Annotated in this window: 20 protein-coding genes; 14 read left to right on the top strand and 6 right to left on the bottom strand. The window is 67.4% G+C overall.

Going from position 1 to position 25,285, the window contains the following annotated elements; translation table 11 throughout:
- Positions 1-14: 14 nt before the first annotated feature.
- Complete coding sequence (hemN, locus tag Q331_RS0102995; protein ID WP_026379454.1) at positions 15-1,361, bottom strand: oxygen-independent coproporphyrinogen III oxidase; 1,347 nt, start codon at positions 1,359-1,361, stop codon at positions 15-17.
- 196 nt (positions 1,362-1,557) lie between these two features.
- Between hemN and Q331_RS0102990 the strand changes: the two genes are divergently transcribed.
- The 5 genes from Q331_RS0102990 (at position 1,558) to Q331_RS0102970 (ending at position 8,021) form a co-directional block, all read left to right on the top strand.
- The gene (locus Q331_RS0102990) at positions 1,558-2,514 is read left to right on the top strand and encodes a tripartite tricarboxylate transporter substrate binding protein (RefSeq protein WP_026379453.1); all 957 of its coding nucleotides are present in this window, start codon (positions 1,558-1,560) and stop codon (positions 2,512-2,514) included.
- A gap of 102 nt (positions 2,515-2,616) precedes the next feature.
- Positions 2,617-4,599: a tripartite tricarboxylate transporter permease gene (locus tag Q331_RS0102985; protein ID WP_026379452.1), complete on the top strand. Its 1,983-nt coding sequence runs from the start codon at positions 2,617-2,619 to the stop codon at positions 4,597-4,599.
- An 18-nt stretch (positions 4,600-4,617) separates the two neighbouring features.
- Positions 4,618-5,553 (top strand): hydroxyacid dehydrogenase, encoded by a 936-nt coding sequence (locus Q331_RS0102980; RefSeq protein ID WP_026379451.1) that lies wholly within the window; start codon positions 4,618-4,620, stop codon positions 5,551-5,553.
- Entirely contained in the window at positions 5,550-6,560 is a 1,011-nt protein-coding gene (locus Q331_RS0102975; RefSeq protein ID WP_026379450.1) for an Ldh family oxidoreductase, read from the top strand. Before Q331_RS0102980 ends, Q331_RS0102975 begins: the two co-directional genes overlap by 4 nt.
- 3 nt (positions 6,561-6,563) lie before the next feature.
- Positions 6,564-8,021: an NAD-dependent succinate-semialdehyde dehydrogenase gene (locus Q331_RS0102970; RefSeq protein WP_026379449.1), complete on the top strand. Its 1,458-nt coding sequence runs from the start codon at positions 6,564-6,566 to the stop codon at positions 8,019-8,021.
- A 264-nt stretch (positions 8,022-8,285) separates the two neighbouring features.
- Here the strand turns inward: Q331_RS0102970 and folK are convergent, their stop codons facing one another.
- Both folK and folP read right to left on the bottom strand, forming a co-directional pair.
- Positions 8,286-8,789 carry a 2-amino-4-hydroxy-6-hydroxymethyldihydropteridine diphosphokinase gene (folK, locus tag Q331_RS19710; RefSeq protein WP_034490764.1) on the bottom strand — a complete coding sequence of 168 codons (504 nt, stop codon included), beginning with the start codon at positions 8,787-8,789 and terminating at the stop codon, positions 8,286-8,288.
- On the bottom strand, positions 8,786-9,688 hold the full coding sequence (folP, locus tag Q331_RS0102960) for a dihydropteroate synthase (RefSeq protein WP_245615498.1): 903 nt from the start codon (positions 9,686-9,688) through the stop codon (positions 8,786-8,788). Before folP ends, folK begins: the two co-directional genes overlap by 4 nt.
- A gap of 108 nt (positions 9,689-9,796) precedes the next feature.
- Here folP and Q331_RS19705 point away from each other — a divergent pair, with 108 nt between their 5' ends.
- A complete protein-coding gene (locus tag Q331_RS19705; protein ID WP_034490871.1) occupies positions 9,797-10,975 on the top strand; it encodes a glycosyltransferase family 4 protein in 1,179 nt (392 codons plus the stop codon).
- Positions 10,976-10,996: 21 nt separating this feature from the next.
- Here the strand turns inward: Q331_RS19705 and ppk2 are convergent, their stop codons facing one another.
- Positions 10,997-11,869, bottom strand: a complete 873-nt coding sequence (ppk2, locus tag Q331_RS19700) for a polyphosphate kinase 2 (protein WP_084174676.1) — start codon at positions 11,867-11,869, stop codon at positions 10,997-10,999.
- Positions 11,870-11,949: 80 nt separating this feature from the next.
- Between ppk2 and Q331_RS19695 the strand changes: the two genes are divergently transcribed.
- Positions 11,950-13,299, top strand: a complete 1,350-nt coding sequence (locus tag Q331_RS19695) for an ATP-binding protein (RefSeq protein WP_156953247.1) — start codon at positions 11,950-11,952, stop codon at positions 13,297-13,299.
- Positions 13,300-13,445: 146 nt separating this feature from the next.
- On the opposite strand, the gene Q331_RS0102940 is transcribed toward Q331_RS19695, so the two are convergent.
- Positions 13,446-13,943, bottom strand: a complete 498-nt coding sequence (locus Q331_RS0102940; RefSeq protein ID WP_026379447.1) for a GcrA family cell cycle regulator — start codon at positions 13,941-13,943, stop codon at positions 13,446-13,448.
- Positions 13,944-14,294: 351 nt separating this feature from the next.
- Here Q331_RS0102940 and Q331_RS0102935 point away from each other — a divergent pair, with 351 nt between their 5' ends.
- The 6 genes from Q331_RS0102935 (at position 14,295) to Q331_RS0102910 (ending at position 23,343) form a co-directional block, all read left to right on the top strand.
- Positions 14,295-15,500, top strand: coding sequence for an aspartate aminotransferase family protein (locus Q331_RS0102935; protein ID WP_026379446.1), 1,206 nt, complete (start codon positions 14,295-14,297; stop codon positions 15,498-15,500).
- A 13-nt stretch (positions 15,501-15,513) separates the two neighbouring features.
- Positions 15,514-16,434 (top strand): ornithine carbamoyltransferase, encoded by a 921-nt coding sequence (gene argF / locus Q331_RS0102930; RefSeq protein WP_034490763.1) that lies wholly within the window; start codon positions 15,514-15,516, stop codon positions 16,432-16,434.
- Positions 16,431-17,429 carry an Hsp33 family molecular chaperone gene (locus Q331_RS0102925; protein WP_051630449.1) on the top strand — a complete coding sequence of 333 codons (999 nt, stop codon included), beginning with the start codon at positions 16,431-16,433 and terminating at the stop codon, positions 17,427-17,429. Before argF ends, Q331_RS0102925 begins: the two co-directional genes overlap by 4 nt.
- 153 nt (positions 17,430-17,582) lie before the next feature.
- Entirely contained in the window at positions 17,583-19,025 is a 1,443-nt protein-coding gene (locus tag Q331_RS19690) for an efflux RND transporter periplasmic adaptor subunit (RefSeq protein WP_051630447.1), read from the top strand.
- Positions 19,022-22,414, top strand: a complete 3,393-nt coding sequence (locus Q331_RS19685) for an efflux RND transporter permease subunit (protein ID WP_051630444.1) — start codon at positions 19,022-19,024, stop codon at positions 22,412-22,414. The genes Q331_RS19690 and Q331_RS19685 overlap by 4 nt, the downstream gene beginning before the upstream one ends.
- A gap of 149 nt (positions 22,415-22,563) precedes the next feature.
- Entirely contained in the window at positions 22,564-23,343 is a 780-nt protein-coding gene (locus Q331_RS0102910; RefSeq protein ID WP_026379443.1) for a class I SAM-dependent DNA methyltransferase, read from the top strand.
- A 28-nt stretch (positions 23,344-23,371) separates the two neighbouring features.
- On the opposite strand, the gene apaG is transcribed toward Q331_RS0102910, so the two are convergent.
- The gene (apaG, locus tag Q331_RS0102905) at positions 23,372-23,764 is read right to left on the bottom strand and encodes a Co2+/Mg2+ efflux protein ApaG (protein ID WP_026379442.1); all 393 of its coding nucleotides are present in this window, start codon (positions 23,762-23,764) and stop codon (positions 23,372-23,374) included.
- Positions 23,765-24,066: 302 nt separating this feature from the next.
- Here apaG and Q331_RS19680 point away from each other — a divergent pair, with 302 nt between their 5' ends.
- Positions 24,067-25,269 carry a glycosyltransferase gene (locus tag Q331_RS19680; RefSeq protein WP_051630442.1) on the top strand — a complete coding sequence of 401 codons (1,203 nt, stop codon included), beginning with the start codon at positions 24,067-24,069 and terminating at the stop codon, positions 25,267-25,269.
- Positions 25,270-25,285 lie beyond the last annotated feature (16 nt).

The raw sequence follows: 25,285 nt of genomic DNA, 5'->3' as shown, positions 1-25,285 counted from the left end.
AAACGATGTGGCCGCTAAACGGCCGTCGAATGCGTGGCCGCGCGCGTGCCGAAATAGGTGTCGAAAGAGGCCGCCACCGAGCGCACGAAAGGCCGGCCGCGATCGGTGACCACGAAGCGGTCGCCGACGCGGGCAAACAGCCCGTCCGGATCGGCCTCGGCGAAATAGCGCGCATCGTTGATGACCGGATCGGCCAGCGCCCCGAAGCGCGCCTTCAACGCCGCGCCGGAGAAGGCGAAGTCACACAAGAGCCTCTCAATGACGAAGGCGCGCACCCGGTCGGTATTGGAAAGCGTGAAGCCGCGCACCGTGGCGAGCTTGCCTTCCTCGATGGCCGCCGTGTAGCGCCGGTTGGTCTTCTCGTTCTGCAAGTAGCCCTGCGGGAGCTGGCTGATGGAGGAGGCGCCGAAGCCGATGAGCGCATCCGCCTGGTCGTCGGTATAACCCTGGAAGTTGCGGTGCAGCCGACCCTCCCAGGCCGCCACGGCCAGCGAATCCTCCGGCAGGGCGAAATGGTCAAAGCCGATGCGCTGATAGCCGGCGCCGGTGAACAGGGTCGCGGCCCGGTTCGCCTGGGCGAAGCGCTCCACCACGTCCGGCAGCGACTCGTCCGGGATCATCTTCTGGCGTGGGATGACGTTCGGCACATGCGCGTAGCCGAAGAGCGCCACCCGGTCCGGCTTCAGCTGAAGGATCTTCTTCACCGTGCTGATGAGATTGGCGCGGCTCTGATAGGGCAGGCCGTAGACGAGATCGACGTTGATCGACTTGATGCCGACGGCGCGAAGACGCTCGGCCGCCGATTGCGTCTCCTCAAAGCTCTGCATGCGGTTGATCGCCGTCTGCACCTTCTTGGAGAAATCCTGCACGCCGATGGAGGCGCGGGTGAAGCCGGCCTCGCCGATCGCGGCGACGCGCTCGTCGTCAAGCTCGCGCGGATCGACCTCGACGGCGAATTCCGCCTCGCCCGCGCTCGGAAAGGCGTCGCGGATGGCGCCGGCGAGCCCGATGATATCTTCCGGCTTCAAGAGCGTCGGCGAGCCGCCGCCCCAATGCACGCGCTCCACCTTCAAATCCGGCGCCAGCGTGGCGACGAGCTTCAGCTCATCCTTCAGCGTCTGCAGATATGGCCGGATAGGGTCGTAGCGCAGGACGTGACGGGTGGTGCAGCCGCAGAACCAGCACAGCGTGTCGCAGAACGGAATGTGCAGGTAGAGCGAAGCGGTGGTGCCCGGCTTCAGCTCGGCGAGCCATCCCCGCGCCACCTCGTTATCCACCTCCTCGGTGAAGTGCGGGGCCGTCGGATAGCTCGTGTAACGCGGAACCGGGGCGGAGTATTTGTGGACGAGATCGGGAACCATGGCCGCATCTTGCGGACAGTGCCCCGGTTCGCCTTGATCGAGGTCAATCAAGGCCCCACCGATCCGGTCGGCAGCTTCATTGGCGGCATAAAACCTTGCTTTCAAAGCAGAAGAGGGCGCCAATTTGTCTCAACGGTCCCAACGAAGAAGGGCCTGTAGAAAGCCGAAAACCCAAGCGAGCAACACGGAGGAAGCTATGAAGAGATCCGTAATCAAGGCGATGGCTCTCGGCCTCGGCCTGACCGGCCTCGGCGGCGCGGCGCTGGCGCAGGATTTTCCCGAAAAGCCGGTCGAATACATCATCCCCTTCGGCCCCGGCGGCGAATCCGATATCTCCGCGCGCCTGCAACAGCCCTTCTTCAAGGACAAGTTCGGCCAGGATCTGGTCATCTCCTACAAGGAAGGCGGCGGCGGCGCGGTCGGCTGGTCGCAGCTCAATACCATGGCCGATGACGGCTACACGATCATGGGCGTGAACCTGCCGCATATCGTCATCCAGCCCGCCCAGAAGGATGTCGGCTACACCACCGACGGCCTGGTGCCGGTCTACTGGTTCCACTACACGCCCGACGCCATCGTGGTGCGCGCCGACAGCGATTTCCAGACGCTTCAGGATCTCATCGACTATGCCAAGGAGAACCCCGGCAAGCTCACCCTCTCCGGCTCCGGCAAGGGCACGGCCAACCATCTGGCCCAGGTGAATTTCGACCAGCTCGCCGAGATCACCACCACCTATGTGCCCTTCAAGGGAACCGGCGCGGCCGTGCAGGCGCTGCTCGGCAACCAGGTCATGGCCGAATGGGGCTACACCACGGTCGGCTCGCAGCAGGGCGACCAGGTGCGGCTTCTGGCCGTCGCCATGGAAGAGCGGCACCCGCTCTTTCCCGACGTTCCGACCTTCAAGGAGCTCGGCTTCGATCTGGTCGGCGGCGCCTATCGCGGCATCGCCGTTCCCGATGGCGTCTCGGAGGAGACCCGGCAGGCCTGGTCTGAGATGATCGGCGAAATCAACGCCGACCCGGATTTCCAGAAGAAGATGCTCGACGGGGGCTTCGCGCTCATCGACGTGCCCTATGGCGACATGCAGGGCTGGATAGACGAGCGCCGCGATCAGTATCTGTCCGCGGCCAAAGAAGCCGGCATCCTCAACTAGCGGGCATGCTGGCGTCTTGCCCGGCAGCGGAAGGCGCCAGCCGAGCTCCGGCCGCCCGCTTGTTGCGGGCGGTCCGTCTCCTTTCATCGATCGGCCAGTTTCATGACGGGCTTTGAGCACTTCCTGGAAGCGCTGACGCCGCTCAACCTCGCCTTCGCGCTGCTTGGGGTGACGGCGGGCACGGTGATCGGCTCCATCCCCGGGCTGACGGCGACGATGGCCGTCGCCGTCCTGGTGCCGCTCACCTTCACCCTCGCCCCCGCCTCCGCGCTCATCCTTCTCGGCGCCATCTATACCGGCGCCATCTATGGCGGCGCCTATTCGGCGATCCTCCTCAACACGCCGGGCACGCCCTCGGCGATCGCCACGACCTTCGACGGCTATCCGATGGCGCGCCGGGGCGATGGCGACCTCGCCGTCACCATCGCGTGCCTTGCCTCCGTCTGCGGCGGCCTCGTCGGCGCTCTTTTCCTGTTGACGCTCGCCCCGCCCCTGTCGCGGGTCGCGCTCGCCTTCGGCCCGGTGGAATATTTCTGGCTGGCGATCTTCGGCCTTTCGCTCATCGCCGCCTTGTCGGAGGGCTCCCTGGTCAAGGGGCTCGCCGGCGGCGCCTTCGGCCTGCTCCTTTCCACCATCGGCGTCGCGGAAGTCTCCGCCGATATCCGTCTCACCTTCGGCTCGCAGGTGATGATCGGCGGCATCCAGGTGGTCGCCGCCCTCATCGGGCTCTACTGCATCCCGGTCCTCATCGATCTCGTGGCGACGCCCGACCGCCATCTGAAGGTGGAATCGACCTCGCGCGGCTTCCGTCTCGGCGAGGCCTGGGGCTCCCTGTTGAGGAACAAGTTCAACCTCCTGCGCTCCTCCGTCGTCGGCACGCTCGTCGGCATTTTGCCGGGCGCCGGCGGTTCGGTCGCCGGTCTCGTCGCCTATTCGGAGGCGCGGCGCACCGCCCGTCCCGATCAGGCCTACGGCAAGGGCGAGCCCGGTGGCATCCTCGCCACCGAATCGGCCAACAACGCCACCGTCGGCGGCGGCTTCATCCCGACCCTCGTCCTCGGCATACCGGGCACGCCGCCCGATGCCGTCATCCTCGGCGCGCTCCTGGTCCAGGGCGTGCGCACCGGACCGCAGCTCTTCGAGGCGCAGGGCTCCATCGTCTACACCTTCGTCTGGGGCCTCTTCCTGGCGACGCTCCTGATGCTGCCGACGGGCCTTCTCATCGGCCGCTACGCCTACAAGACCATCGTCACCATCCCCAAGGCGATCCTGGTTCCCGCCGTCGCCTTCATGACCGTCATCGGCACCTACGCCATCCGCAACAACGGCTCCGACGTGGTGATCATGATCGTGCTGGGGGCGATCGGCTGGGCGCTGGCGCGTTTCGGCTTCGCCGTCTCGCCCATCGTGCTCGGCCTCATCCTCGGACCGATCGCCGAACAGGGCTTCGTGCAGGCCTGGACCATCGGCACGGCCGTCGGCGATCTGCCCGGCATGTTCTTCGGCCGGCCGATCTCGCTCGCCATCATCGCCTTCACGCTGCTGTCGCTGCTCTGGCCGCTGGTTAAATCGCGCATCGCGCGCTGGCGCGAGGGGCCGGGCATCGGCATGGTTCTGGCGCCGACGAGCGAGCGCGGCCCGGTCGATACCGGCTCCCTCGTCGTCGGTCTCCTCCTTGCCGGCATCGGCGTCCTCGCCCTTGTCGACGCGGCCGGCTACAGCGATCCGGATTCGGCGGTCTTCCCGCAAGCCGTCGCTATCGTGCTCATCCTCGCGTCCCTGACGGCGGTGGTGCGCGCGCTCCTTGGCCTGCGCAACCGCGCCGCGCCGCATCCCGGCTCGACAATCCGCCGCGTCGCGCTGCTCCTCGTCATGCTGGCGGCCGCGCTGGCGCTGCCGTGGATCGGCTTCCTCGCGGCGATGATCGGCGCCTTCATGGCCCTCATCCTGGTCGCCATGCACGACGCCTGGACCTTGCGCCGGGCGCTCCTCTTCCCGCTCGCCGGCCTTTTCATCGTCATCGCCTTCACCGCGCTCTTCCGCTACGCGCTCTACGTGCCCTTGCCGGAAGGCCGCCTTTTCTGAGACATCTTCCGAGACCCCATGCCCGACATCGTCATATCCGAGTTCATGGACGAGCCCGCCGTGGCACGCCTCAAGGACCGCTTTTCGACGCTTTACGATCCCGGCCTCGCGGAGGCGCCATCGCGCCTCAAGAACGAGATAGCGGAGGCCCGCGCCCTTATCGTGCGCAATCGGACGCAGGTGAGCGCAGACCTCCTGTCGGGCGCCGACGGGCTGGAATGCGTCGGCAGGCTCGGCGTCGGTCTCGACAATATCGACATGGCCGCTTGCGAGCGTCGGGGCATCGCCGTCTATCCGGCAAGGGGCGCCAACGACCTCTCAGTCGCCGAATATGTCGTCACCGCCGCGCTGATGCTCCTGCGCGGCGCCTATCTCGCCTCTGACCGCGTGACCGCCGGAGACTGGCCGAGGCAGGCGCTGATGGCGGGCCGAGAGGCGAGCGGCAAGGTGATCGGCCTTATCGGCTTCGGCGGCATCGCCCGCGCCGCGGCGAGCCGCGCCCGCGCTCTCGGCATGGAGGTGGTGGCGAGCGACCCGCATGTGCCGGCGAGCGACAGGGCCTGGGCTGAGGCCCGCAAGGTGGAGCTGGAGACGCTGCTTGCCGAAGCCGATGTCGTCAGCCTGCACCTGCCGCTGACGGAGACGACGCGGCATCTCATCGACGGCGCCGCCATAGCCCGCATGAAGGCGGGCGCCGTCGTCATCAACGCCGCGCGGGGCGGCGTCGTCGACGAGGAGGCGCTCGTGGACGCGCTCCGCCAGGGCCGGCTCGGCGGCGCGGCCCTCGACGTCTTCGAAACCGAGCCCTTGACCGCCGAGGCGGGCGGCCGCTTCGCCGGCCTTTCCAACGTCATCTTGACGCCGCATATCGCCGGTCTCTCGGTGGAGGCGAACGAGCGCGTCTCCGGCGTGACCGCAGACAGCGTGATCCGCCATCTGGAGGGCGGCAAATGACGAGGCGTCTGACGCTTGCCGATATCGACGACCTCATCCGGCGCGCGCTCCTTGCCTCGCGCGTCAGCGAGGCGAACGCCGCTTCCGTCGCCAGAGCGCTGACGGGGGCGGAGGCGACCGGCCAGGCCGGCCACGGCCTCAGGCGCCTTTCCGCCTACGCCGCGCAGGCGCGCAGCGGCAAGGTCGATGGCCACGCGGTGCCGCGCGCAGAAACGACGCGGCCGGGCACGCTCGCCATCGACGCGGCGAACGGCTTTGCCTATCCGGCGCTCGACCTTGCCGTTGAGACATTGCCGGAGATGGCGCGCCGTCAGGGCGTGGCGCTCGCCGGCATCCGCCGCTCCGGGCATTGCGGCGTCGTCGGCCTTGCCGTGGAAGCCTTCGCCGAAAAGGGGCTGGTGGCGCTGATGTTCGCCAACACGCCGGGCGCCATGGCGCCCTGGGGCGGCCGCCGAGCGCTCTTCGGCACCAATCCGATCGGCTTTGCCGCCCCGCTCGCCGGCGCCGATCCGGTGGTCATCGACTTGTCGCTCTCCAAGGTGGCGCGCGGCAAGGTGATGGCGGCGAGGCAGAAGGGAGAGACGATCCCGGAAGGCTGGGCCTTCGACCGTGAAGGAAGGCCGACGAGCGACCCCGCCGAGGGCCTTGCCGGCACCATGGCACCGCTCGGCGAGGCCAAGGGCACGGCGCTGGCGCTGATGGTGGAGATGCTTGCCGCGGGGCTCACCGGCGCCAACTATGCCGGTCAGGCGAGCTCGTTCTTCGATGCTGAAGGCAGCCCGCCCGGCGTCGGCCAGACCATCATCGCCATCGATCCGGCCGCGCTCGGCACCGGCGCCACCGCCCGCTTCGCCGAGCTCGCCGAGGCGATCGCCGCCGACGGCGATGCGCGGCTGCCGGGAAGACGCCGCCAAGCCCTTCGACATGCGGCGGAAAAGGGTGGCATCGATCTCGCCGACGAGCTAATCGCCGAGGCTGAGGCGATCGCCGCAGGAACACGGGAGTAGGACATGCTGCAGAAAGCGCATTACTGGAAGCGCGAAGCCAACCTCATCGGCGGCGAATGGGTCGGAGCCGATTCCGGCAAGACCATCGATGTCATCAACCCGGCGACCGGCGAGACGATCGGCACCGTGCCCAATGCCGGCCGGGCGGAGACGGAGCGCGCCATCGCCGCCGCTTCGGCCGCTTTCGAAAGCTTCAAGGCGACGACCGCCGCGGAGCGGGCCAAGCTTCTGCGCGACCTGCATGACGCCATCATGGACAATCAGGATCCGCTCGCCGAGCTTCTGACCATGGAGCAGGGCAAGCCGCTGGCGGAAGCCAAGGGCGAGGTCGGCATGAGCGCGGCCTATGTCTTGTGGTTCGCCGAAGAGGCCCGGCGCATCTACGGCGATATCGTTCCCTCGCCCTGGGCGGACCGCCGCATCATGGTGACCAAGGAACCGGTCGGCGTGATTGCCGCCATCACGCCGTGGAACTTCCCCTCCTCCATGCTGTCGCGCAAGATCGGCCCGGCCATCGCCGCCGGCTGCACCGCCGTCGTCAAGCCGGCCACGCAAACCCCCTATTCGGGCCTTGCCTGGGGCGCGCTGTGCCAGGAGGTCGGCATTCCCGACGGCGTCGTCAACATCGTCACCGGCTCGGCGCGCGAGATCGGCGGCGCCATCATGGAAAGCCCGGCGGTGAAGAAGGTTACCTTCACCGGCTCCACCGAAGTGGGCAAGGTGCTGCTCAAGCAGGCCGCCGATACGGTGAAGAAGGTCTCCATGGAGCTTGGCGGCAACGCGCCCTTCATCATCTTCGACGATGCCGATATCGACCGCGCCGTGGCGGGCGGCATCGCCGCCAAGTACCGCAATTCCGGCCAGACCTGCGTCTGCACCAACCGCTTCTACGTGCAGGCCGGCATCTACGACCGCTTCGTGGAGAAATTCGCCGAGGCGGCGAAGAAGCTGAAGGTCGGCTCCGGCCTGGAGGAAGGCACCCAGCAGGGGCCCCTCATCGACGAGAACGCCGTCGCCAAGGTGGAGGAGTTGATCGCCGACGCGGTCGATAAGGGCGGCAAGGTCGTCGCCGGCGGCAAGCGTCACGAGCTGGGCGGCAGCTTCTTCCAGCCGACCGTCATCGCCGAAGCTTCCAACGAGATGCGCTTCACCAAGGAGGAGATCTTCGGCCCGGTCTCGCCGCTCTACAAGTTCGAGACCGAGGAAGAGGCGATCCGGCTCGCCAACGATACCGAATACGGCCTTGCCTGCTACTTCTTCACTCAGGATCTCGGCCGCGCGTTCCGTGTTTCCGAAGGCCTGCAATACGGCCTCGTCGGCGTCAACGAGGGCGTCATCACCACCGAGGTCGCGCCCTTCGGCGGCGTCAAGGAATCCGGCCTCGGCCGCGAAGGCTCCAAATACGGCATCGACGATTATCTGGAGATCAAATACGTGTGCATCGGCGGCCTTGGGATGTAGCTCGCCGCATTTTTCGCAATGCGAGGCCGCGCAGATGGCGCGGCCATCTTCGCTTCAGAGCAAAGTGGCGCGGGGATACCAAGCCGGGCCAATGGCGTCTCAGAAGCCGGTCCGCGTTATGTGACCTCGCGGCGACGGCGGATAGATGGGCGGTCGAGACATGGATGGCCGGGGCAAGCCCGGCCAAGACGACAACGAGCGTTGAGCTGAAGGGCCGCCTTCTGCAGGCGCTCTACCGGCGCCGCGAGAGAGGCACACCGTGTGTTATGGCAGGTGCCATCCGGCCGGCGCCACCGGGCGCAGCTCCGCGGCCTCCAGCTCCGCCAGCCATGCCAGAGCGGGCCGCCCTCTCACCGGCGCTTGTGGCCACAGATCGCAGAGCGGCTTCAGGGCGAAGGCACGCTCGGCGAGAAAGGGATGCGGGATAGCAAGGCCCGCCTCCTCCACCTCCGTCTCGCCATAGACGAGGATGTCGATATCGATGGCGCGCGGACCCCAGCGCGTCTCGCGCACGCGGCCGAGTTGCCGCTCCACGCCGAGGATCGTCTCCAGAAGCCCGCGCGGCGAAAGCGTCGTTTCGACGAGGAGCGCGCTGTTGAGGAAATCCGGCTGATCGGTCATGCCCCAGGGCGCGCTGGCATAGATCGGCGCGGAGGCCAGCACCTTCACCGCGTCCCGCGCTTGCAGCAGCGCCGCGGCTTGGCGGAAGGCCTCGGCCGGCTCGCCGAGATTGCCGCCGAGGCCGAGGACGGCCCTGACGCCTCTCATGGTTCGCGCCACGGGCCTTCCTGACCGCGAATGGCCTGCGTCATGGCAAGCGCGTCGGCATGGGCGGCAACGTCGTGCACGCGCAAGATCGCGGCGCCCTTTCCTGCCGCCCAGATGCCGGTAGCGAGCGTGCCGAAGAGGCGATCGCCGACATCGCGCCCCGTGACGCGGCCGATGAAGGTCTTTCGGGAAGTCCCGACAAGCAGCGGCAGGCCGAGGACATGCAGCTCGTCAAGCCGTGCCAGAAGGGCGAGGTTCTGCGCCAGGTTCTTACCGAAGCCGAAGCCCGGATCGAGCACGATGCGGTCCTCCTTCACGCCGGCGCGCCCTGCGATCTGGAGCGATTTTTCGAAGAAACGCAGGCAGGCGGGGACGGGATCGCCCTCAGTCCCGCTCGCCGCGCCGAACAGGGCCGGATTGTGCATGACGACGAGCCCGGCGCCGTAGCTCGCCACGATCTCGGCCAGTTCCCGATCGCCCTGCAAGCCGCGCACGTCGTTGAGCACCTCCGCGCCGGCTTCAAGCGCCGCCACGGCGACTTCGGGCTTGACCGTGTCGAGCGAAAGGACGGCCGGGCCGCCGGCGAGCGCTTCGATCACCGGCAGAACGCGCCGTTTCTCCTCCCCCGCCGGCACGCGAGCGCCGCCGGGCCTGGTCGATTCACCGCCGATATCGAGCAGCGCAGCACCTTCTTCCCGCAACCTCGCCCCAGCCGCAATCGCGGCGGCAGCGTCGAAATGAAGGCCGCCATCGGAGAAGGAATCGGGCGTCGTGTTGATGACGCCCATGATGAGCGGGCCTTGCCCCTTGCCGGCCGCGCCGCGCCAGGCGGCGAGCTGCTCGGCAAAGCGCCGGCCCCGATCGGCACGGTCTGCGCGAAGCTTGGCCATTTCGGACATGGGGATGCTCCTAGCGGTGCAGCCGCGTGAGGCCAAGGCCCGGAATTAACGCGGCCTTATCGCCGATCGGCCAGAATGCTCAGCATGCATATCAAATGGAGAAGCCGGATGTCGGCGCAGAAGCTCAAAATCCTGCATGTCTTCCGCGCCCCGGTCGGCGGTGTCTTTCGTCATGTCTGCGATCTGGCCGAGATGCAGGCCGAAGCGGGACACGAGGTCGGCTTCATCTGCGATTCCCTCACCGGTGGCCCGTTCGAGCTTGAAAAGCTCGCCAAGGTGGAGGAGATCCTCTCCCTCGGCCTGGTGCGCACGCCGATGAACCGGCCGATAAGGCCCAACGATGTCGGAGCGTTTCGGCGGGTGCGCGCGCATGCGGCTTCGCTGGGGCCCGACATCATCCACGGGCACGGCGCCAAAGGCGGCGTTTTCGCCCGCCTGTCGGCGGCGGCGGAGCGGCGGGCCGGGCGGCAGGTCGCCACCTTCTACACCTTGCATGCCGGCAGCCTGAATTTCGATCCGCGCTCGGCCAATGGACGGCTCTATTTCGGCGTTGAACGGATGCTGGAGCTGGTGAGCGACGGGCTCATCCACGTCTCCGCTTTCGAGGCCGCCACCTATCGCGAGAAGGTCGGCATCCCGCGCTGTCCGGCCTATGTCATCCATAACGGCCTGAGGCCGGAGGAATTCCAGCCGCTGGCAAGCTCCGACCGGCAGGCGGATTTTCTGGTGATCGGCGAGCTGCGACCGGCCAAGGGCATCGATGTCTTCCTGGAATCGCTTCGGCTGTTGCAGGATGCCGGCCGCAGTCCAAGCGTCATGATCGTCGGCGGCGGCGCGCCGGAGGCCCTGGAAACGTATCCCCGCCTGGCCGAAGAGCTGGAACTGAAGAACGTGGCGTTTCATCCCCCCATGCCCGCCCGGGAGGCTTTCGCGCGCGCCAGATGCATCGTCGTTCCCTCGCTGCACGAATCGCTGCCTTACGTCGTCCTGGAGGCGGCGGCGGCGGGGATGCCGATGATCTCGACCAATATCGGCGGCATTCCGGAGATCTTTCTGGGCGAGGAGGCGCGTCTCATCGAGGCGGGCAACCCGGCGGTGCTGGCGCATGCCTTGCACGATGCGCTCGACGACCTGCCGCGGCTCGCATCGGAGGCGCAGGCCCGGCAACAGAGCGTGCGCGAGCGCTTCTCGCTCGCCGGCATGGCACAGGACATCGAAGCGGTGTATCGCGATGCGCTGGCGCGCCGCCGCGGCGAGGTCTCGCAGAACCTTCGCAGCGCCGCCTGAGCGCCCGGCCGGCCGGGCCCGTCAGTTCGCCGCCTCGATGCCGGCTCGCTGGCGCAGGAAACCCGGCCCGTCGCCCAAGATCGCCTCGTCGAGCGAGCCGATCATATCCGGCTCCTTGCCGTCATAGGGCAGTTCCCGCAGCACCTGGCGTATGAGGTTCAGACGCGCCCGACGCTTGTCGTTGGCGCGCACGACATGCCAAGGGGCGTGCGAGCTGTGGGTGGCTTCCAGCATGCGGTCGCGCGCCGTGGTGAACTCGTCCCAGGAAGCGACGGCGGCAAGGTCCACGGCCGAGATTTTCCAGGATTTCAATGGATTGTGGCGGCGCTGATGAAAGCGCAGCATCTGCATCTCACGGCCGATATTGAGCCAGAACTTGAAAAGATGCACGCCGTCGCGCACCAGCATGCGCTCAAAGTCGGGCGCCTCGCGCAAGAAGGATTGCGCTTCGGTCCGGCTGCAAAACCCCATCACCGGCTCCACCACGCCGCGATTGTACCAGGAGCGGTCGAACAGGACCATCTCGCCGCGGCTCGGCAACTCCTCCACATAGCGCTGAAAGTACCATTGTCCGCGCTCGCGCTCGGTCGGCTTGGCGAGGGCGACGATGCGGGCGTGACGCGGATTGAGGTTCTCGCGCATCGCCTTGATGGCACCGCCCTTGCCCGCCGCGTCGCGACCCTCGAAAACAACGACGATGCGCTCGCCGCTCGCCTGCACCCAGGCCAGAACCTTCACCAATTCGTGCTGCAGATGTCGCAATTCCTCCTCATAGGCACGACGTTTCAACTTGCTGGCGTAAGGATAATGATCGGATATGAGGGCGCCCTCGCGCACCCAGGCGGGCAGTCGCGGGGTATCGAGATCGAAAAGCGGCGTGTCCATGCTATTCATGCCAGGACCGATTCGCTGACGCTCAACTGAAACATGCTTTGTTTTACAGAATTATCGGGCCATTGACGAGAGCGAGGCAAGTGACCGACGAACCGAAAGCGGAAGAAAGACGGGACGAAAGCGCACCGATGCCGCTGATGCGCCTCGCGGCGGCCCGCCTGCCGCTTATCGTCACTGCGCTGGCGGCCGTTTCGGCCAGCTTCTTCTTCCAGGTCCCCGCCCTCTTCTCCTTGCTGGCCTTCGCGCTGGTCGCGGCGACACTGACGATGACGCGACCGACAGAACGGACGCGGCGGAACCTTTCGGGGATGCGACGGGCGCCGATCGTATGGCCCGACACCGGCATGAAGGCAGTCGCCCAATCGCTGCCGTCTCCGACCTTTCTCCTGGATATCCAAGGCGTTATCCGCTTCGCCAACGAGCCGGCGATGCGCACCTTCTCGCAGGCCCGGGCCGGCGACACGCTGTCGATGACGATCCGCTCGCCGCGGCTCCGCGAGGCGCTGCAAGCTGCCGTGTCGGACGAGAGCAGCACCTTTGAGTATCGCGAGCGCAGCGGCGCGGAGCTCGTCTTCGTCGTGTCGGTGCGGCCGGTGCATCACGCGGCGGCGGAGGATCCTTTCATCCTCGTCCTTTTCGAAGACGTGACGGAGCGCCGCGCGGTCGCCCGCATGCGCGCCGATTTCGTCGCCAATGCCAGCCATGAGCTTCGCACGCCGCTCGCCTCGCTGTCAGCCATCATCGACACTTTGCAGGGCGCGGCCCGGGACGATCCGGCGGCGCAGAGCCGTTTCCTTTCCATCATGCACGAACAGGCGGAACGCATGCGCCGGCTCCTCGACGATCTCCTGTCGCTGTCGCGGCTGGAGATGCGCGTGCATCAGCGGCCCGGCGAGCGTGTGGATCTCGGCCAGGTGGTGCGCCGCGTGGTCGACGGCATGAAGCCGCTCGCCGGTGAGCTGGGCGTGTCGATCTCGCTCGCCATCCGCGACGAGCCCTTGATCGTGCTCGGCGACCAGGACGAGCTCCACCAGGTCTTCCAGAACCTTGTCGAGAACGGCCTCAAATACGGCAATTCCGGCGAGCGGCTGGAAGTCGATCTCGGCCGGGTCGCCAACGGCGCCACGATTTCGGCGAGCGTTACCGATTTCGGCCCCGGCATCCCACAGGAGCATCTGCCGCGACTAACGGAACGCTTCTACCGGGTGGATGTCGTCTCCAGCCGGGAGAAGCAGGGCACGGGCCTCGGGCTTGCCATCGTCAAGCACATCCTGACGCGCCATCGCGGCCGCCTGGAGATCGCCAGCACGCTGGGCCGTGGCGCCACCTTCACCGTGCGCCTGCCCGCCGCGACGACAGGCGAGAACGGCGAGAGCGCAACGCCCGCAGCGACGCAGAACGCGGCAGAGCGGTTGTCGGCGGATGCGTGAGGGACGAGGCGCACGCCGTTGCGGCGGCGCGCGGCTTGGAGCGAGGTTTCCTTAGCCCGAGGTTCTTGCCCGCACAAAGAACAAGGCGGGGCCGAGGCCCCGCCAGTTTGTTACGCCAGTTTTCGGGAGGAAACTGGTAATCCTGCCTAGCCGTGGGCGACTTTGCGCACGCGCCGGCGCGCATCGGTGCTCTGGTAGGCTACGCCCGCATGATACTCGCAATAGGGCAGACCTTCCAGTGAATCGCACCCGCAGAAGTGGAAGTCCTCGTCGGAGGGATCGCCGATCGGCCATTTGCAGGTGCGCTCGGTGAGCTTCTCGATAGGAAGACGCTTGGCGATGGGCACAACAACGGAATGCGCCGGGCGCAGTTCCGGAACCATCTCGACCTCCTCCTCCGCCTGCAGCGCCGTGGCGCCGATGGTCACGGTGCGCCTCTGGCGCGGCGCCGGCGCTGAACGTGTCCGGCGCGCCCGCTTGATGATGGAGGTCGGCTGGCCACGGCCGGAAAGGCCGAGGCGGTGAATCTTGCCGATCACGGCATTGCGCGTCACGCCGCCAAGCTCTCCCGCGATCTGGCTGGCGCTGAGGCCCTCCTGCCAGAGCTTCTTGAGGAGATCGACTCGTTCATCGGTCCAGGACATGGTGTCTTGGCTCCCTCATGGTCGGTGTGAGACGGAATCCCTCTGCCGTCACAGGGCGCCGGGCGCCTGCGCTGACGCAATAACTAGTGGGAGAACATCGTCCGCCGCACGACATCTCGTGCTTAACGGTTTCTTAAGCTACATGATCGGCTGACTCCCCGACAAGAGTCGGAACGTCATTTCCGCGATTTTCCCCCGCTTAGCGGCAAAAGTGAGTCAAGAAAGTCACAACCTCGGCTCTTTCGTCCGGCCGGAGGCCGCATTGCGCCCCCGCGCGGCCTCATGGTAGAGGGACTGAGCCGCCCCGAAAGGCGGCTTTTCGTTTTTCTAACATCCCGATCGGATGATGCCATGACGGCCGCAGACCAAGCCTCATCGCCTCTTTACGCCACCTATGCCCGGGCCGAGCTCGCCTTTACGCGTGGCGAAGGCGTCTGGCTGGAGACGGCCGCCGGCGAGCGATATCTCGACCTGATGGGCGGCATCGCCGTCAACGCCTTCGGCCATGCCCATCCGCATCTCGTCGAGGCGCTGAAGCGGCAGGCGGAGAAGCTCTGGCACGTCTCCAACATCTTCGAGATCCCCGGCCAGCGCGAGCTCGGCCGCCGGTTGTGCGAGGCGAGCTTTGCCGAGGCCGTCTTCTTCACCAATTCCGGCGCCGAGGCGATGGAATGCGCCATCAAGACGGCGCGTCGCTACCACTACGCCAAGGGCGCGCCGGAAAAGCACCGCATCGTCACCTTCGAGGGGGCCTTCCACGGGCGCACCCTGGCGACCATCGCCGCCGGCGGACAGGAGAAGTACCTGCAAGGCTTCGGTCCCAAGGTGGAGGGCTTCGACCAGGTGCCGCTCGGCGACCGCGAGGCGCTTGCGGCGGCCATCGGGCCGGAGACGGCGGCGATCCTGATAGAGCCCATCCAGGGCGAGGGCGGCGTGCGACCGGTGCCGCACGATTTCCTGCGCTTCATCCGCGCATTGTGCGACGAGCGCGGCCTCTTGATGATGCTCGACGAGATCCAGTGCGGTATGGGCCGGACCGGCCGGCTCTTCGCGCATGAATGGGCCGGCGTCACGCCCGACCTGATGGCCGTCGCCAAGGCCATTGGCGGCGGCTTTCCGCTCGGCGCCTGCCTTGCCACGGAGGCGGCTTCGGAAGCCATGGTGGTCGGCACGCATGGCTCCACCTATGGCGGCAACCCGCTCGCCATGGCCGTCGGCAACGCCGTCCTGGACCTCGTGCTGGCGCCCGACTTCCTGCCGGAGGTGCGCCGCAAGGGCCTCCTCTTCAAGCAAAAGCTCGCCTCGCTCACCGACACCTATCCCGACCAGATCCTGGGCGTGCGCGGCGAGGGGCTGATGCTGGGGCTGAAATGCGCCGGGGCCCCGGGGCCGATGGTGGAGCTTCTGCGCCAACACGGCGTCCTCACCGTGGCGGCCGGCGATGACGTGGTGCGCGTCCTGCCGGCGCTGATCATCTCCGAAGCGGAGATGGACGAGGCGCTCGCGCGCATGGAAGCCGCGCTTGCCGCGGCCGCCGGCAGCTCGGCGGCGGCGTGAGAGGATGACCGCCATGGGACCGCGTCATTTCCTTGACCTGTCGGAGATTCCCTCCGCGGCGTTGCATGCGATCCTGGAAGACGGCAAGCGCCTGAAAGCGGAGAAGAAGAGCGGCGCGCCGCTGCCGCGGCCGCTCGACGGGCGGGTGCTGGCGATGATCTTCGAGCAGCCCTCCACGCGCACGCGCATCTCCTTCGACGTCGCCATGCGCCAGCTCGGCGGCGATGCCATCCTATTGACCGGCAAGGAGATGCAGCTGGGCCGCGGCGAAAGCATTTCCGACACCGCCAAGGTGCTGTCGCGCTATGTCGACGTCATCATGATCCGCACGCTCGATCACGACATGGTGGCGGCGCTCGCCGAGCATGCCACCGTGCCTGTCATCAACGGCCTGACGCGGCGCTCGCATCCCTGCCAGCTGATGGCCGATCTGATGACCTTCGAAGAGCATCGTGGGCCGCTGAAGGGCAGGAAGTTCGCCTGGCTCGGTGATGCCAACAACGTCATGAATTCCTGGGTGCACGCGGCCGAGCGCTTCGGCTTCGCGCTCGACATCGCCGGCCCGCCGGAATTGATGCCGGAGGACGGCATTCGCGTCTGGGCGCACGAGAAGGGCGCCATGGTCCGCTTTCTCGCCGACCCGGAAGAAGCGGCGCGCGAGGCCGATTGCCTCGTCACCGACACCTGGGTGTCGATGGGAGACGACGAGGGCGCAAGGCGCCACAATCTCCTCAAGCCCTATCAGGTGAACGAGCGCATGATGGAATGCGCCAAGAAAGACGCCATATTCATGCATTGCCTTCCCGCCCATCGCGGCGAGGAGGTGACAGCCAGCGTGATCGACGGCCCGCAATCGGTGGTTTTCGACGAAGCGGAAAACCGTCTGCACGCGCAAAAGGCGATCCTTGCGTGGTGTCTTTCGGAGCCGATGTGAGCGTTCAGGACCAAAGCGATTTCATTGCCGGCGCGGACGACCGGGCCCTGCCCTTTCAGGTCGATCCGCTCGATGTGCGCGGCCGCGTCGTCACCCTCGGCCCGGCGCTCGATGCCATCCTCGCCCGGCACGACCTGCCGCGACCGGTGAAGGTCCTGCTCGGCGAAGCGGTGGCGCTCGCCTCGCTGCTGGCCACCTCCCTGAAGGACACCGGCCGCTTCATCCTGCAGGCGGAAACCGACGGGCCGGTCTCGCTCCTCGTTGTCGATATCCGCACGCCCGGGCAGATACGGGCGACCGCCACCTGCAACCGCGAGCGGGTGGAGGGGGTCAGCGAGGCGGGACGCGCCTCCAGTGCCGACCTCCTGGGCAGCGGCACGCTCGCCATGACCATCGAGCAGGGCCGCAGCGGCCACCGCTATCAGGGCTATGTGAAGCTGCAGCACGAGAGCCTGGAAGCGGCCGCGCATGCCTATTTCCGCCAGTCGGAGCAGATCCCGACGCGCGTGCGCCTCGCCGTTGCGGAGATCCTCGATCGCGGCGAGGCGGGCGAGGCGCGCCAAGCCTGGCGCGCCGGCGGGCTGATCGCGCAGTTCCTGCCAGACTCGCCCGACCGTATCACCGTGCGCGACCTGCCTCCGGGCGATGCGCCCGAGGACGCCGAGCCGCCGCACGAGGCGGAGGAGGACGATGCCTGGGTGGAGGCCGCCGCCCTCGTCGATACGGTGGAGGACGTGGAGCTCATCGATCCCTCCGTCCCGGCCGAACGGCTGCTTCTGCGCCTTTTTCACGAGCGCGGCGTGCGGGTTTTTGACGCAACGCCGCTCGAAGACCGCTGCACCTGCTCGCGCCAGCGCATCGCCGCGGTGCTGGAGCAGCTTCCCGCGGAAGAACTGACCGAAGCCGCCGAAAGCGGCGCCATCGCCGTGCGCTGCGAGTTCTGCGGCAAAGAGTACCGTTTCGATCCGGATGGCCTTGGCAAGAACGACGTCTGACTAATCTGTAAGTTGCCGGGCGCCTTCTGGCCGCCATATCGGTTCAGCCTCGGTTCACGCAGCATCGCTAGTGTGGGCCGGAGCTTGCGGCCCCTTGAGCCGCGCAGATGAGAGGATACGACGCTGAGCGACAAGGCCAAGACGCCGCGCCTGGTGATCGATACCGGCGAGCCGGCCCGCGAGGCGCCCTCGGGGGAGGGGACGAGCTTTGCGCGCGGCGCGCCTTCGCCGCAACGCGCGCCCGCCGCGCCATCCCCCAAAACGGCGCCGGCCGCCGCCGGCAAGCCCCGGCCCGGCCGGGCCGTCCTGAGCGGCCTCGTCCAGCTCGGCCTCGTCATCGCCGTCCTTGCCGCCGCCGTCGCCGGCATGCGCTATCTGACGGCCAGCGCCCCCAAGGGCCCGGCGCGCGCGCCGACAGAGCAGGTCTATACGGTGGAGCGCCAGGAGGTGGTCCGCGGCGAGCACCAGCCGCGCTTTTCCGTCTTCGGCAATGCCGTGGCGAGCGAAAGCTTGGAGCTGCGGGCATTGGTGTCGGGCGAGATCGTTTACGTCGCTCCGCAACTGGAGGCCGGCGAGAGGGTCGAACAAGGCCAGGTGCTGGCCACCGTCGATCCCTTTCCCTATCGCGGCGCGGTAACGGAGGCGCGCGCCAATCTGCGCGAGGCGGAGGCGAGCCTTGCGGAACGCGAGGCGAGCATCACCGCGCAGGAGACGGCGCTGAAGCGGGCGCAGGAGCAGCTGGAGCTGGCGCGCACCGATCTTGAGCGCGCCGAGGCTCTGCGCGCCCGCGGCACCGGAACGCAGCAAAATCTAGAGCAGCGCCAGCTCGTGCTCAGCCAGCGCACCGCCGCCGTGGAGCAGGCCGAGAGCAGCCTTGAAATCGAGCGCGCCCGCGCCGAGCAGCAGCGGGCCGTCCGCGAGCGCCTCGCCTGGAAGCTGGAAGAAGCCGAGAGGAACCTCGCCGATACCGAGCTGAAGGCGCCCTTCGACGGCGTCGTCGTCAGCGAGACGGCCGGTGTCGGGCGCAAGGTCAGCATCAGCGACGTCATCGTCACGCTCTACCGGGAAGGCTCGGTGGAGGCCCGTTTCGTCGTCAGCGACCGGCAGTTCGGCAGGCTTCTTTCCGACGAGGCCGGCGTTCTCGGCCGAGAAGCGGAGGTGACCTGGACGGTGGGCGGCAAGGGCGTCACCTACGCCGCGGAGATCGACAGGATCGGCGCGGAAGTTCTCGCCGATCGCGGCGGCGTGGAGTTGTTCGCCCGTATCACCGAGGAGAACCCGCCGGTGAAGCTGAGGCCGGGCGCCTTCGTGGAAGTGACGATCCCCGACAAGCTTTACGCCGGCGCCGTGCGCCTGCCGGAGACGGCGCTTTATGGCGGCAACGCCGTCTACGTCGTGGAGGACGGCCGCATGCGCCGCCGTCCGGTCGAGGTGGCCGCCGATGACGGCGCCGACATCATCGTCACCTCAGGGCTGGAGCCCGGCGAGGAAGTGGTGACGACGCAGATCGCCGATGCGCGCGAAGGCCTCAAGGTCGCCGCCCCCGGCGAGAATCCGAGGCCGGCGCAAACCATGTCGCTGGGGCACGGATCGTGAGCGGCGCGCCGGACGAGGCCGGCGCTTTCCCGCGCCGCGACGCCGTTCCCATCATCCAGCTCTTCGCCCGTCACAATAACGCGGCGAACCTGCTCATGGTGCTGATGATCCTCTTCGGCATCTTCGCCCTCATCAAGATCAACACCCAGTTCTTCCCCTCCATCGAAACCGACACGGTGTCCGTCTCCGTCACCTGGTCGGGCGCCAGCGCGGAGGATGTGGAAGCCAATATCCTCGATGTCGTGGAGCCGGCGGTGCGCTTCCTGGACGGCGTCGACGAGGTGCGCTCCACCGCCCGCGAGGGCAGCGGCACCATCACCCTGGAATTCCAGGAAGGCGCCGACATGCAGAAGGGTCTCGCCGACGTGGAGGCCGCGGTGGCGGCCATCACCACCCTGCCGGAGGACGCCGAAGAGCCCAAGGTCTCGTTCCGCCAGTGGCGCGAATCGGTGGCGCGCCTCGCCGTCACCGGCCCCTATTCGGAAGCGACGCTGAAGGCGATCGCCAAGGACGTGCATGACGGGCTGATCGATGCGGGCATCGATTCTGTAACCTATACCGGCCTTCGAAGCGAAGAGCTGGTGGTGAGCGTCGCCGAGCGCGACCTGCGCCGCCTCGGTCTTTCCATCGGCGAGGTCTCTTCCGCCATCTCAGGCAACAGCCGCGACCTGCCCTCCGGCAAGCTGGAGACGACGGTCTCGCGCCAGATCCGCGCCCTTTCCGATGCCGGGGACCCGGAGGCGCTGAAGGATATCGAGGTGAAGGCCTTCTCCAGCGGCGAGCGCGTGCGCCTCGGCGATTTCGCCGAGGTGGAGGAGCGCTTCGACCCGGACGACAAGGAAGGCATGACCCGCGGCCAGCGCGCCATCGAGCTCTTCGTGGAGCGCTCGGCGAGCGCCGACACGCTCGCCACGGCCCGGCTGATGGACGATTATCTGGAGAGGGTGCGCCCCACCCTGCCGCCGGGGGTGGAGATCCTGAAATACGACGTGCGCGCCGACGCGGTCGCCGACCGTATCGGGCTGCTCGTCACGAACGGCCTGCAGGGGCTCGTTCTGGTCATCGTCATCCTGTTCATCTTCCTCAACGGCCGCATCGCCTTCTGGGTCGCGGCCGGCATCCCCGTGGCGATGATGACGACGCTCGGCGTCATGTATGTGAGCGGCCAGACGCTCAACATGATGTCCCTCTTTGCCCTCATCATGATGCTCGGCATCATCGTCGACGACGCCATCGTGGTCGGCGAACACACCGCCACGCGCTCCTCCATGGGGGACGACGGCGTTAACGCCGCGATCACCGGCGCCGGCCATATGACGGCGCCGGTGATCGCGGCGAGCCTGACGACGGTCGCCGCCTTCGCGCCGCTGTTTCTGGTGCGCGGCGGCATCGGCACCTTCATCCAGACCCTGCCGCTCGTCGTTATCGCCGTCATATTCGCCAGTCTCATCGAGTGCTTCCTGATCCTGCCCGGCCATCTCGCCCATTCGCTGAGCCGGGCGCGCCAGGCCGGCTGGTCGATGTGGCGATGGATCTTCGCCTCGCTCTTCGTCGCCGCCGCGCTCGTGCTTCTCCTGCGGCCCGGCATGGGGGAGCTTCTCGCCCAGCCCTGGCTGTCGCGCGTGGAGACCGGGTTCGGGGCCCTCGCCGGCCTCCTCCAGACGCTTCTCATCGTGCTCGCCGCCATTTGCCTCGGCGCGCTCGTGGAACTCCTCTTCGCCTTCGCCGCGCGCCGACGGGCGGCGAGCACGCATCGCCGCAACGCGCTGCGCCGCGCCCTCGACAACGGCTTCGACTGGTTCCGCGACCGCCCCTTCAACGGCATCGTCACGCTCGCCTATCGCTGGCGCTATGTGACGGTGGCGCTGGCGGTGGCGAGCTTTCTGATGAGCATCGGGCTGGTGCAGGGCGGGCGCGTCTCCTTCGTCTTCTTCCCCTCGCCGGAGGCGGAGACGTTGCGCGCCCGCGTGGAGTTCAATGCCGGCACGCCGCGCCAGCAGGTGGAAGAAGCGGTCGCACGGCTGGAAGGTGCTTTGTGGCAGGCGAGCGGAGAGCTCTCGCCCGAGAAGAAGCTCATCGTCGCCTCCTTCACCACCATCGGCGAGGCCGGCCGCTCGGAAGGCGACAATCTCGCCGAATTCCGCGTCCAGCTCGTCACCTCCGAAGAGCGCGACGTGCGCACCCCCGAAATCGTCCGAGCCTGGCAGGAGGCCGCGCCCGACCTTGCCGGCGTCAAGCGCTTCGCCATCTACGAGATGCGCGGCGGACCGCCGGGGCGGGACATCGATATCCGCTTCCGCGGCGCCGACGCGGCAAGCCTCAAGGCGGCGGCCGAGGAAGCGCAGGTGGCGCTCTCCGCCTTTCCCGGCGTCTCCGGCGCAGCCGACGATCTTCCCTACGGCAAGCCGGAGCTCGTCATCCGCCTGACGCCGCGCGGCGCGGCGCTCGGCTTCACCAACGAGGAGGTCGGCCGGCAGGTGCGCAACGCCCTGGAAGGCGCCATTCCGCGCCGCTTCGCCAAGGGCGACGAGGAGGTGACGATACGCGTGCAGCGCAAGCTGCGCGAGGAGGGCACGGCGGCGCTGCGGGCTCTGGAACTGCGCACACCCGACGGCTTCTACGTGCCGCTGGAGGAGGTTGTGGAGCTTTCCGAGCGGCAGGGCTTCGCCACCATCCAACGCGTCGACGGCAAGTCCACGGTCTCCATCACCGCCGATGTCGACCTTGCCGAAACCAATCCAGGCGCCGTGCTCGCCGAGCTCAGGAGTTCCGGCGCCATCGACCGCATCGCCACCGAATACGGCGTGGAGACGCTCTTCTCAGGCCGGGCGGAGGAGCGTCAGGATGCCTTCGCCGACTTGAAGCTGGGCAGCGTTCTGGCCCTCGGCGTCATCTACATCCTGCTCGCCTGGGTCTTCGGCTCCTATCTCAGGCCCGTGGCGGTGATGCTCATCATTCCCTTCGGCTTCGTCGGCGCGACCTTCGGGCATTTCGCGATGGGCTTCGATCTCACCATCCTGTCGCTCTTCGGCCTTCTCGGTCTCGCCGGCATCCTGGTGAACGATTCCATCATCCTGGTGGCGCGCCTCGACGACCGCCTGAAGGCGGGCGACAACCTGGAGGAGGCGGCGATCGGCGCCAGCCGCGACCGGCTTCGCGCCGTGCTTTTGACCTCGCTGACGACGATCGCCGGGCTTGCCCCGCTGTTGACGGAAACGAGCCTGCAGGCGCAGTTCCTCCTGCCGATGGCGATCACCATGGTCTTCGGCCTCGCCTTCGCCACCTGCCTGGTGCTCTTCCTGGTGCCGGTCTTCATCGGCATCGGCGGCGATATCGCCGCCATCTTCCGCTTCGCCGCCGGCCGCCACGCGCCAGCCAGCGCGCGCTGACCTTATGCCGCCGTCGCGCGCCGCCGACCGGTTTTCCCCGGCGCTCGCCCGCTCGATTTGAGTGTGACGACCGGCTGTGTAACAACCGCCTCGCTCAATGACATGAAGATTCGTAACGCCAGCGGCGCGCCGCTGGTGCAGGAGACGCCATGACCGCACGACATCGTATTCGCTTTCCCGCGGCCGAGAGCAAATCGCTCTCCCAGAGCGAGGCTTTCTTCTTCCTTAGGGAGAATGACAAGGAGTTGCGCCTGCGCTTTCACGATTACGACGCCATCTACGAGCGCCCCGGCCTTTACGAGCAGCTTTTCTACGATCGCCTGAAGTGTTCCTCGCCGAGGAAGGTCGGCGAGATCCTGAAGAGCGCCCTCGACGCCAACGGCATGGCGCTGTCGGAGCGGCGCGTGCTGGATCTGGGCGCCGGCAACGGCATCATGGGCGAGGTGCTGAAATCCTACGGCGTCGCCCGCCTCGTCGGCGTCGACATCATCGCAGAAGCGCGCAAGGCGGCCGAGCGCGACCGGCCGGGCGTCTACGACGCCTATTACGTCGCCGACTTCACCGACCTTTCCGACGATATGCTGGAAGAGCTTCAGGGCTGGTCCATCGACTGCCTGTCTTCGGTCGCTGCCCTCGGCTTCGACGACATTCCCATCAAGGCCTTCCTGCAGGCGCTGCGCCTCGTGGCCGATGGCGGCTGGGTCGCCTTCAACATCAAGGAAAGCTTCCTATCCAGCGCCGACCAATCCGGCTTCTCGCGCTTCATCCGCGAGCTGATCTTCTCGCAATATGTCGACATCCACCATCTGGAGCGCTACCGCCACCGCCTGTCGATGGAAGGCCTGCCGCTCCATTACTTCGCCTTCGTGGGCCAGAAGCTCGCCGACATTCCGCCGGACTTCCTGAAGCGCTGCGGCATCGAGGAATAGCGCGCCGGGAGCTCAGAGCCTTCTGTGCTCAGTTGAGGAGCATCTTGACGCCCGGCATATCGAGCGAGAAGGCGGGAATGGCGACGGAGAAGGCCGTTCCCGTCTCGCTCACCATATCGTAGCTGCCGACCATGATGCCGGACGGGGTGGCGAGTGGGCAGCCGCTGGTATAGCGATAGGACTGGCCAGGGTCGATCTCCGGCTGCTCGCCGACGACGCCCGCCCCATGCACCTCTTCGATCCGCCCGGCGCCGTCGGTGATCTGCCAATGACGGCGCAGGAGCTGCACCCGCTCGGCCCCGTCGTTGGCGATCTCCACCGTATAGGCCCAGAAATAGCGGCCCATCTTGGGGTTGGATTCGTCTTCCAGGAAAGTCGGCTCCACCGAAACCGTGATCTTGCGGGTCGTGGCGCGGTACATCTTGGCTAGGCTCCTCGCTCAATCCCCTTCTGCGCGAGATGATCGGTGCTGGCAAGCGCCTCCGTTCCATGTCGAACGCAACCTTCGTCGAATACTCTTCCGATAAATTTCATGTAAAAGTTGCATTCTTATTGCATACTCGCCTCGAGGGTTCCCGGGCAGCCCCGGAAGCCTCCCGTGGCTGGGGGACGAGAAAAATGAGGGGGGCGGGCAGGACCGGCCATGCCGGCATTGCCGCGAGGCGGCAAGAGGGCGGGGCATCGGCATGGCGGCAACCGGCAAGGCCGTCGCGCGCCACGAATGTGCCCGCCGATATCGCCTTTCTGGCCCACGTCGGCATCGCCCCCAGGGTTCTGACGATGGCGAGCCGGCTCGCCCGCCTGCGCGGCACGGCCGCAAGCCATGAGCTGCTTTGCCTGAAAAGCTTCGATGCGAGCCTCTACTGGCGTTGCCTGGCGCGCGAGCTCGCCATCGGCTTCGTGGCCGGTCCGGAGGGCCTGGCAGCCTATCCCGCAGCTCTTCCCGCCGATACGCAGGCGGTGCGGGCGGCGCGGCAGGCGCTCGTCATCTTCGCTGGCCGGCCCGTCCTGCTCGTGGCCCCTATCGGCGAGGGCGAGGTCAGCCGCCTTTATCGGCTCTTGTCGCAAACCCCGTCGCTGCGCCAACGCATCGCCATCGCCGCGCCCCAAACCATTCGCGCCGTGCTGCTCGCCCACAGCGCCAAGGCGCTCGCCTTCAGCGCCGCCAACCGGCTGGCGCGGGCGGCGCCGACGCTTTCGGCCCGGCACACGGGCTCGTCGATGGCGCGTCTTTCCATCGCCGCCGTCACGCTCCTGCTCATCGCGGCGGCCGCCTCGGCCCCCTTCGCCGTCGGCGCCCCGGCGGCCCTGGCGCTCTGCGCCTTCTTCCTGCTTGCCATCCCCTTCAAGGGCGCGGCGGCCTTCTGTTGGCCGAGCGAGCGCGCCCCGCCGCGCCTTTGCGACAAGGAATTGCCGCCCTATTCGGTGCTCGTTCCCCTGCATCGGGAGGCCGGCGTCGTCGCCGATCTCGTCAAGCATCTGAGCCGCATCGACTACCCTTCCTCCAAGCTGCAATGCCTGCTGTTGATCGAGGAGGACGACGCGCCGACGCTCGCCGCGGCAAGGTTTCATGCACGCCATCCGCGCTTTGAGATCGTCGCGGTGCCGGCCGGCGAGCCGCGCACCAAGCCGAAGGCGCTGGTTTACGGCCTTTCCTTCGTCACCGGGCGCTATTGCGTCGTCTACGATGCCGAAGACCGCCCGGAGCCCGACCAGCTGCGCCTGGCGGCGGCCCAGTTCGCCGCAGATCCCGCCCTCGGCTGCGTCCAGGCGCGGCTCACCACCGACAATACGGAAAACCTCATCTCCGGCCTGTTCACACTGGAATACGCCGCCAATTTCGACGTACTCCTGCCGGCGCTCGCGACCTGGCGCCTGCCGATCCCGCTCGGGGGAACCTCCAACCATTTTCCCGGCCTTCGGTAGCAAACGCACCAAGGGC

This window comes from Afifella pfennigii DSM 17143 (assembly GCF_000688515.1).
GTDB lineage: Bacteria > Pseudomonadota > Alphaproteobacteria > Rhizobiales > Afifellaceae > Afifella > Afifella pfennigii.
The sequence above is the reverse complement of the archived record's forward strand: the minus strand, read 5'-3'. Positions and strand labels throughout refer to the sequence as shown.

What these genes read in the sequence shown, in the direction of transcription:
- Q331_RS0102990 (WP_026379453.1), top strand. Translation starts at nt 1,558, where the DNA reads ATGAAGAGATCCGTAATCAAGGCGATGGCTCTCGGCCTCGGCCTGACC.
- apaG (WP_026379442.1), bottom strand. Translation starts at nt 23,764, where the DNA reads ATGTACCGCGCCACGACCCGCAAGATCACGGTTTCGGTGGAGCCGACT.
- ppk2 (WP_084174676.1), bottom strand. Translation starts at nt 11,869, where the DNA reads ATGAATAGCATGGACACGCCGCTTTTCGATCTCGATACCCCGCGACTG.
- Q331_RS0102940 (WP_026379447.1), bottom strand. Translation starts at nt 13,943, where the DNA reads ATGTCCTGGACCGATGAACGAGTCGATCTCCTCAAGAAGCTCTGGCAG.
- folP (WP_245615498.1), bottom strand. Translation starts at nt 9,688, where the DNA reads ATGTCCGAAATGGCCAAGCTTCGCGCAGACCGTGCCGATCGGGGCCGG.
- Q331_RS0102975 (WP_026379450.1), top strand. Translation starts at nt 5,550, where the DNA reads ATGACGAGGCGTCTGACGCTTGCCGATATCGACGACCTCATCCGGCGC.
- argF (WP_034490763.1), top strand. Translation starts at nt 15,514, where the DNA reads ATGGGACCGCGTCATTTCCTTGACCTGTCGGAGATTCCCTCCGCGGCG.
- Q331_RS19705 (WP_034490871.1), top strand. Translation starts at nt 9,797, where the DNA reads ATGTCGGCGCAGAAGCTCAAAATCCTGCATGTCTTCCGCGCCCCGGTC.
- Q331_RS0102910 (WP_026379443.1), top strand. Translation starts at nt 22,564, where the DNA reads ATGACCGCACGACATCGTATTCGCTTTCCCGCGGCCGAGAGCAAATCG.
- hemN (WP_026379454.1), bottom strand. Translation starts at nt 1,361, where the DNA reads ATGGTTCCCGATCTCGTCCACAAATACTCCGCCCCGGTTCCGCGTTAC.
- Q331_RS0102970 (WP_026379449.1), top strand. Translation starts at nt 6,564, where the DNA reads ATGCTGCAGAAAGCGCATTACTGGAAGCGCGAAGCCAACCTCATCGGC.
- Q331_RS0102935 (WP_026379446.1), top strand. Translation starts at nt 14,295, where the DNA reads ATGACGGCCGCAGACCAAGCCTCATCGCCTCTTTACGCCACCTATGCC.
- Q331_RS0102985 (WP_026379452.1), top strand. Translation starts at nt 2,617, where the DNA reads ATGACGGGCTTTGAGCACTTCCTGGAAGCGCTGACGCCGCTCAACCTC.
- folK (WP_034490764.1), bottom strand. Translation starts at nt 8,789, where the DNA reads ATGAGAGGCGTCAGGGCCGTCCTCGGCCTCGGCGGCAATCTCGGCGAG.
- Q331_RS0102980 (WP_026379451.1), top strand. Translation starts at nt 4,618, where the DNA reads ATGCCCGACATCGTCATATCCGAGTTCATGGACGAGCCCGCCGTGGCA.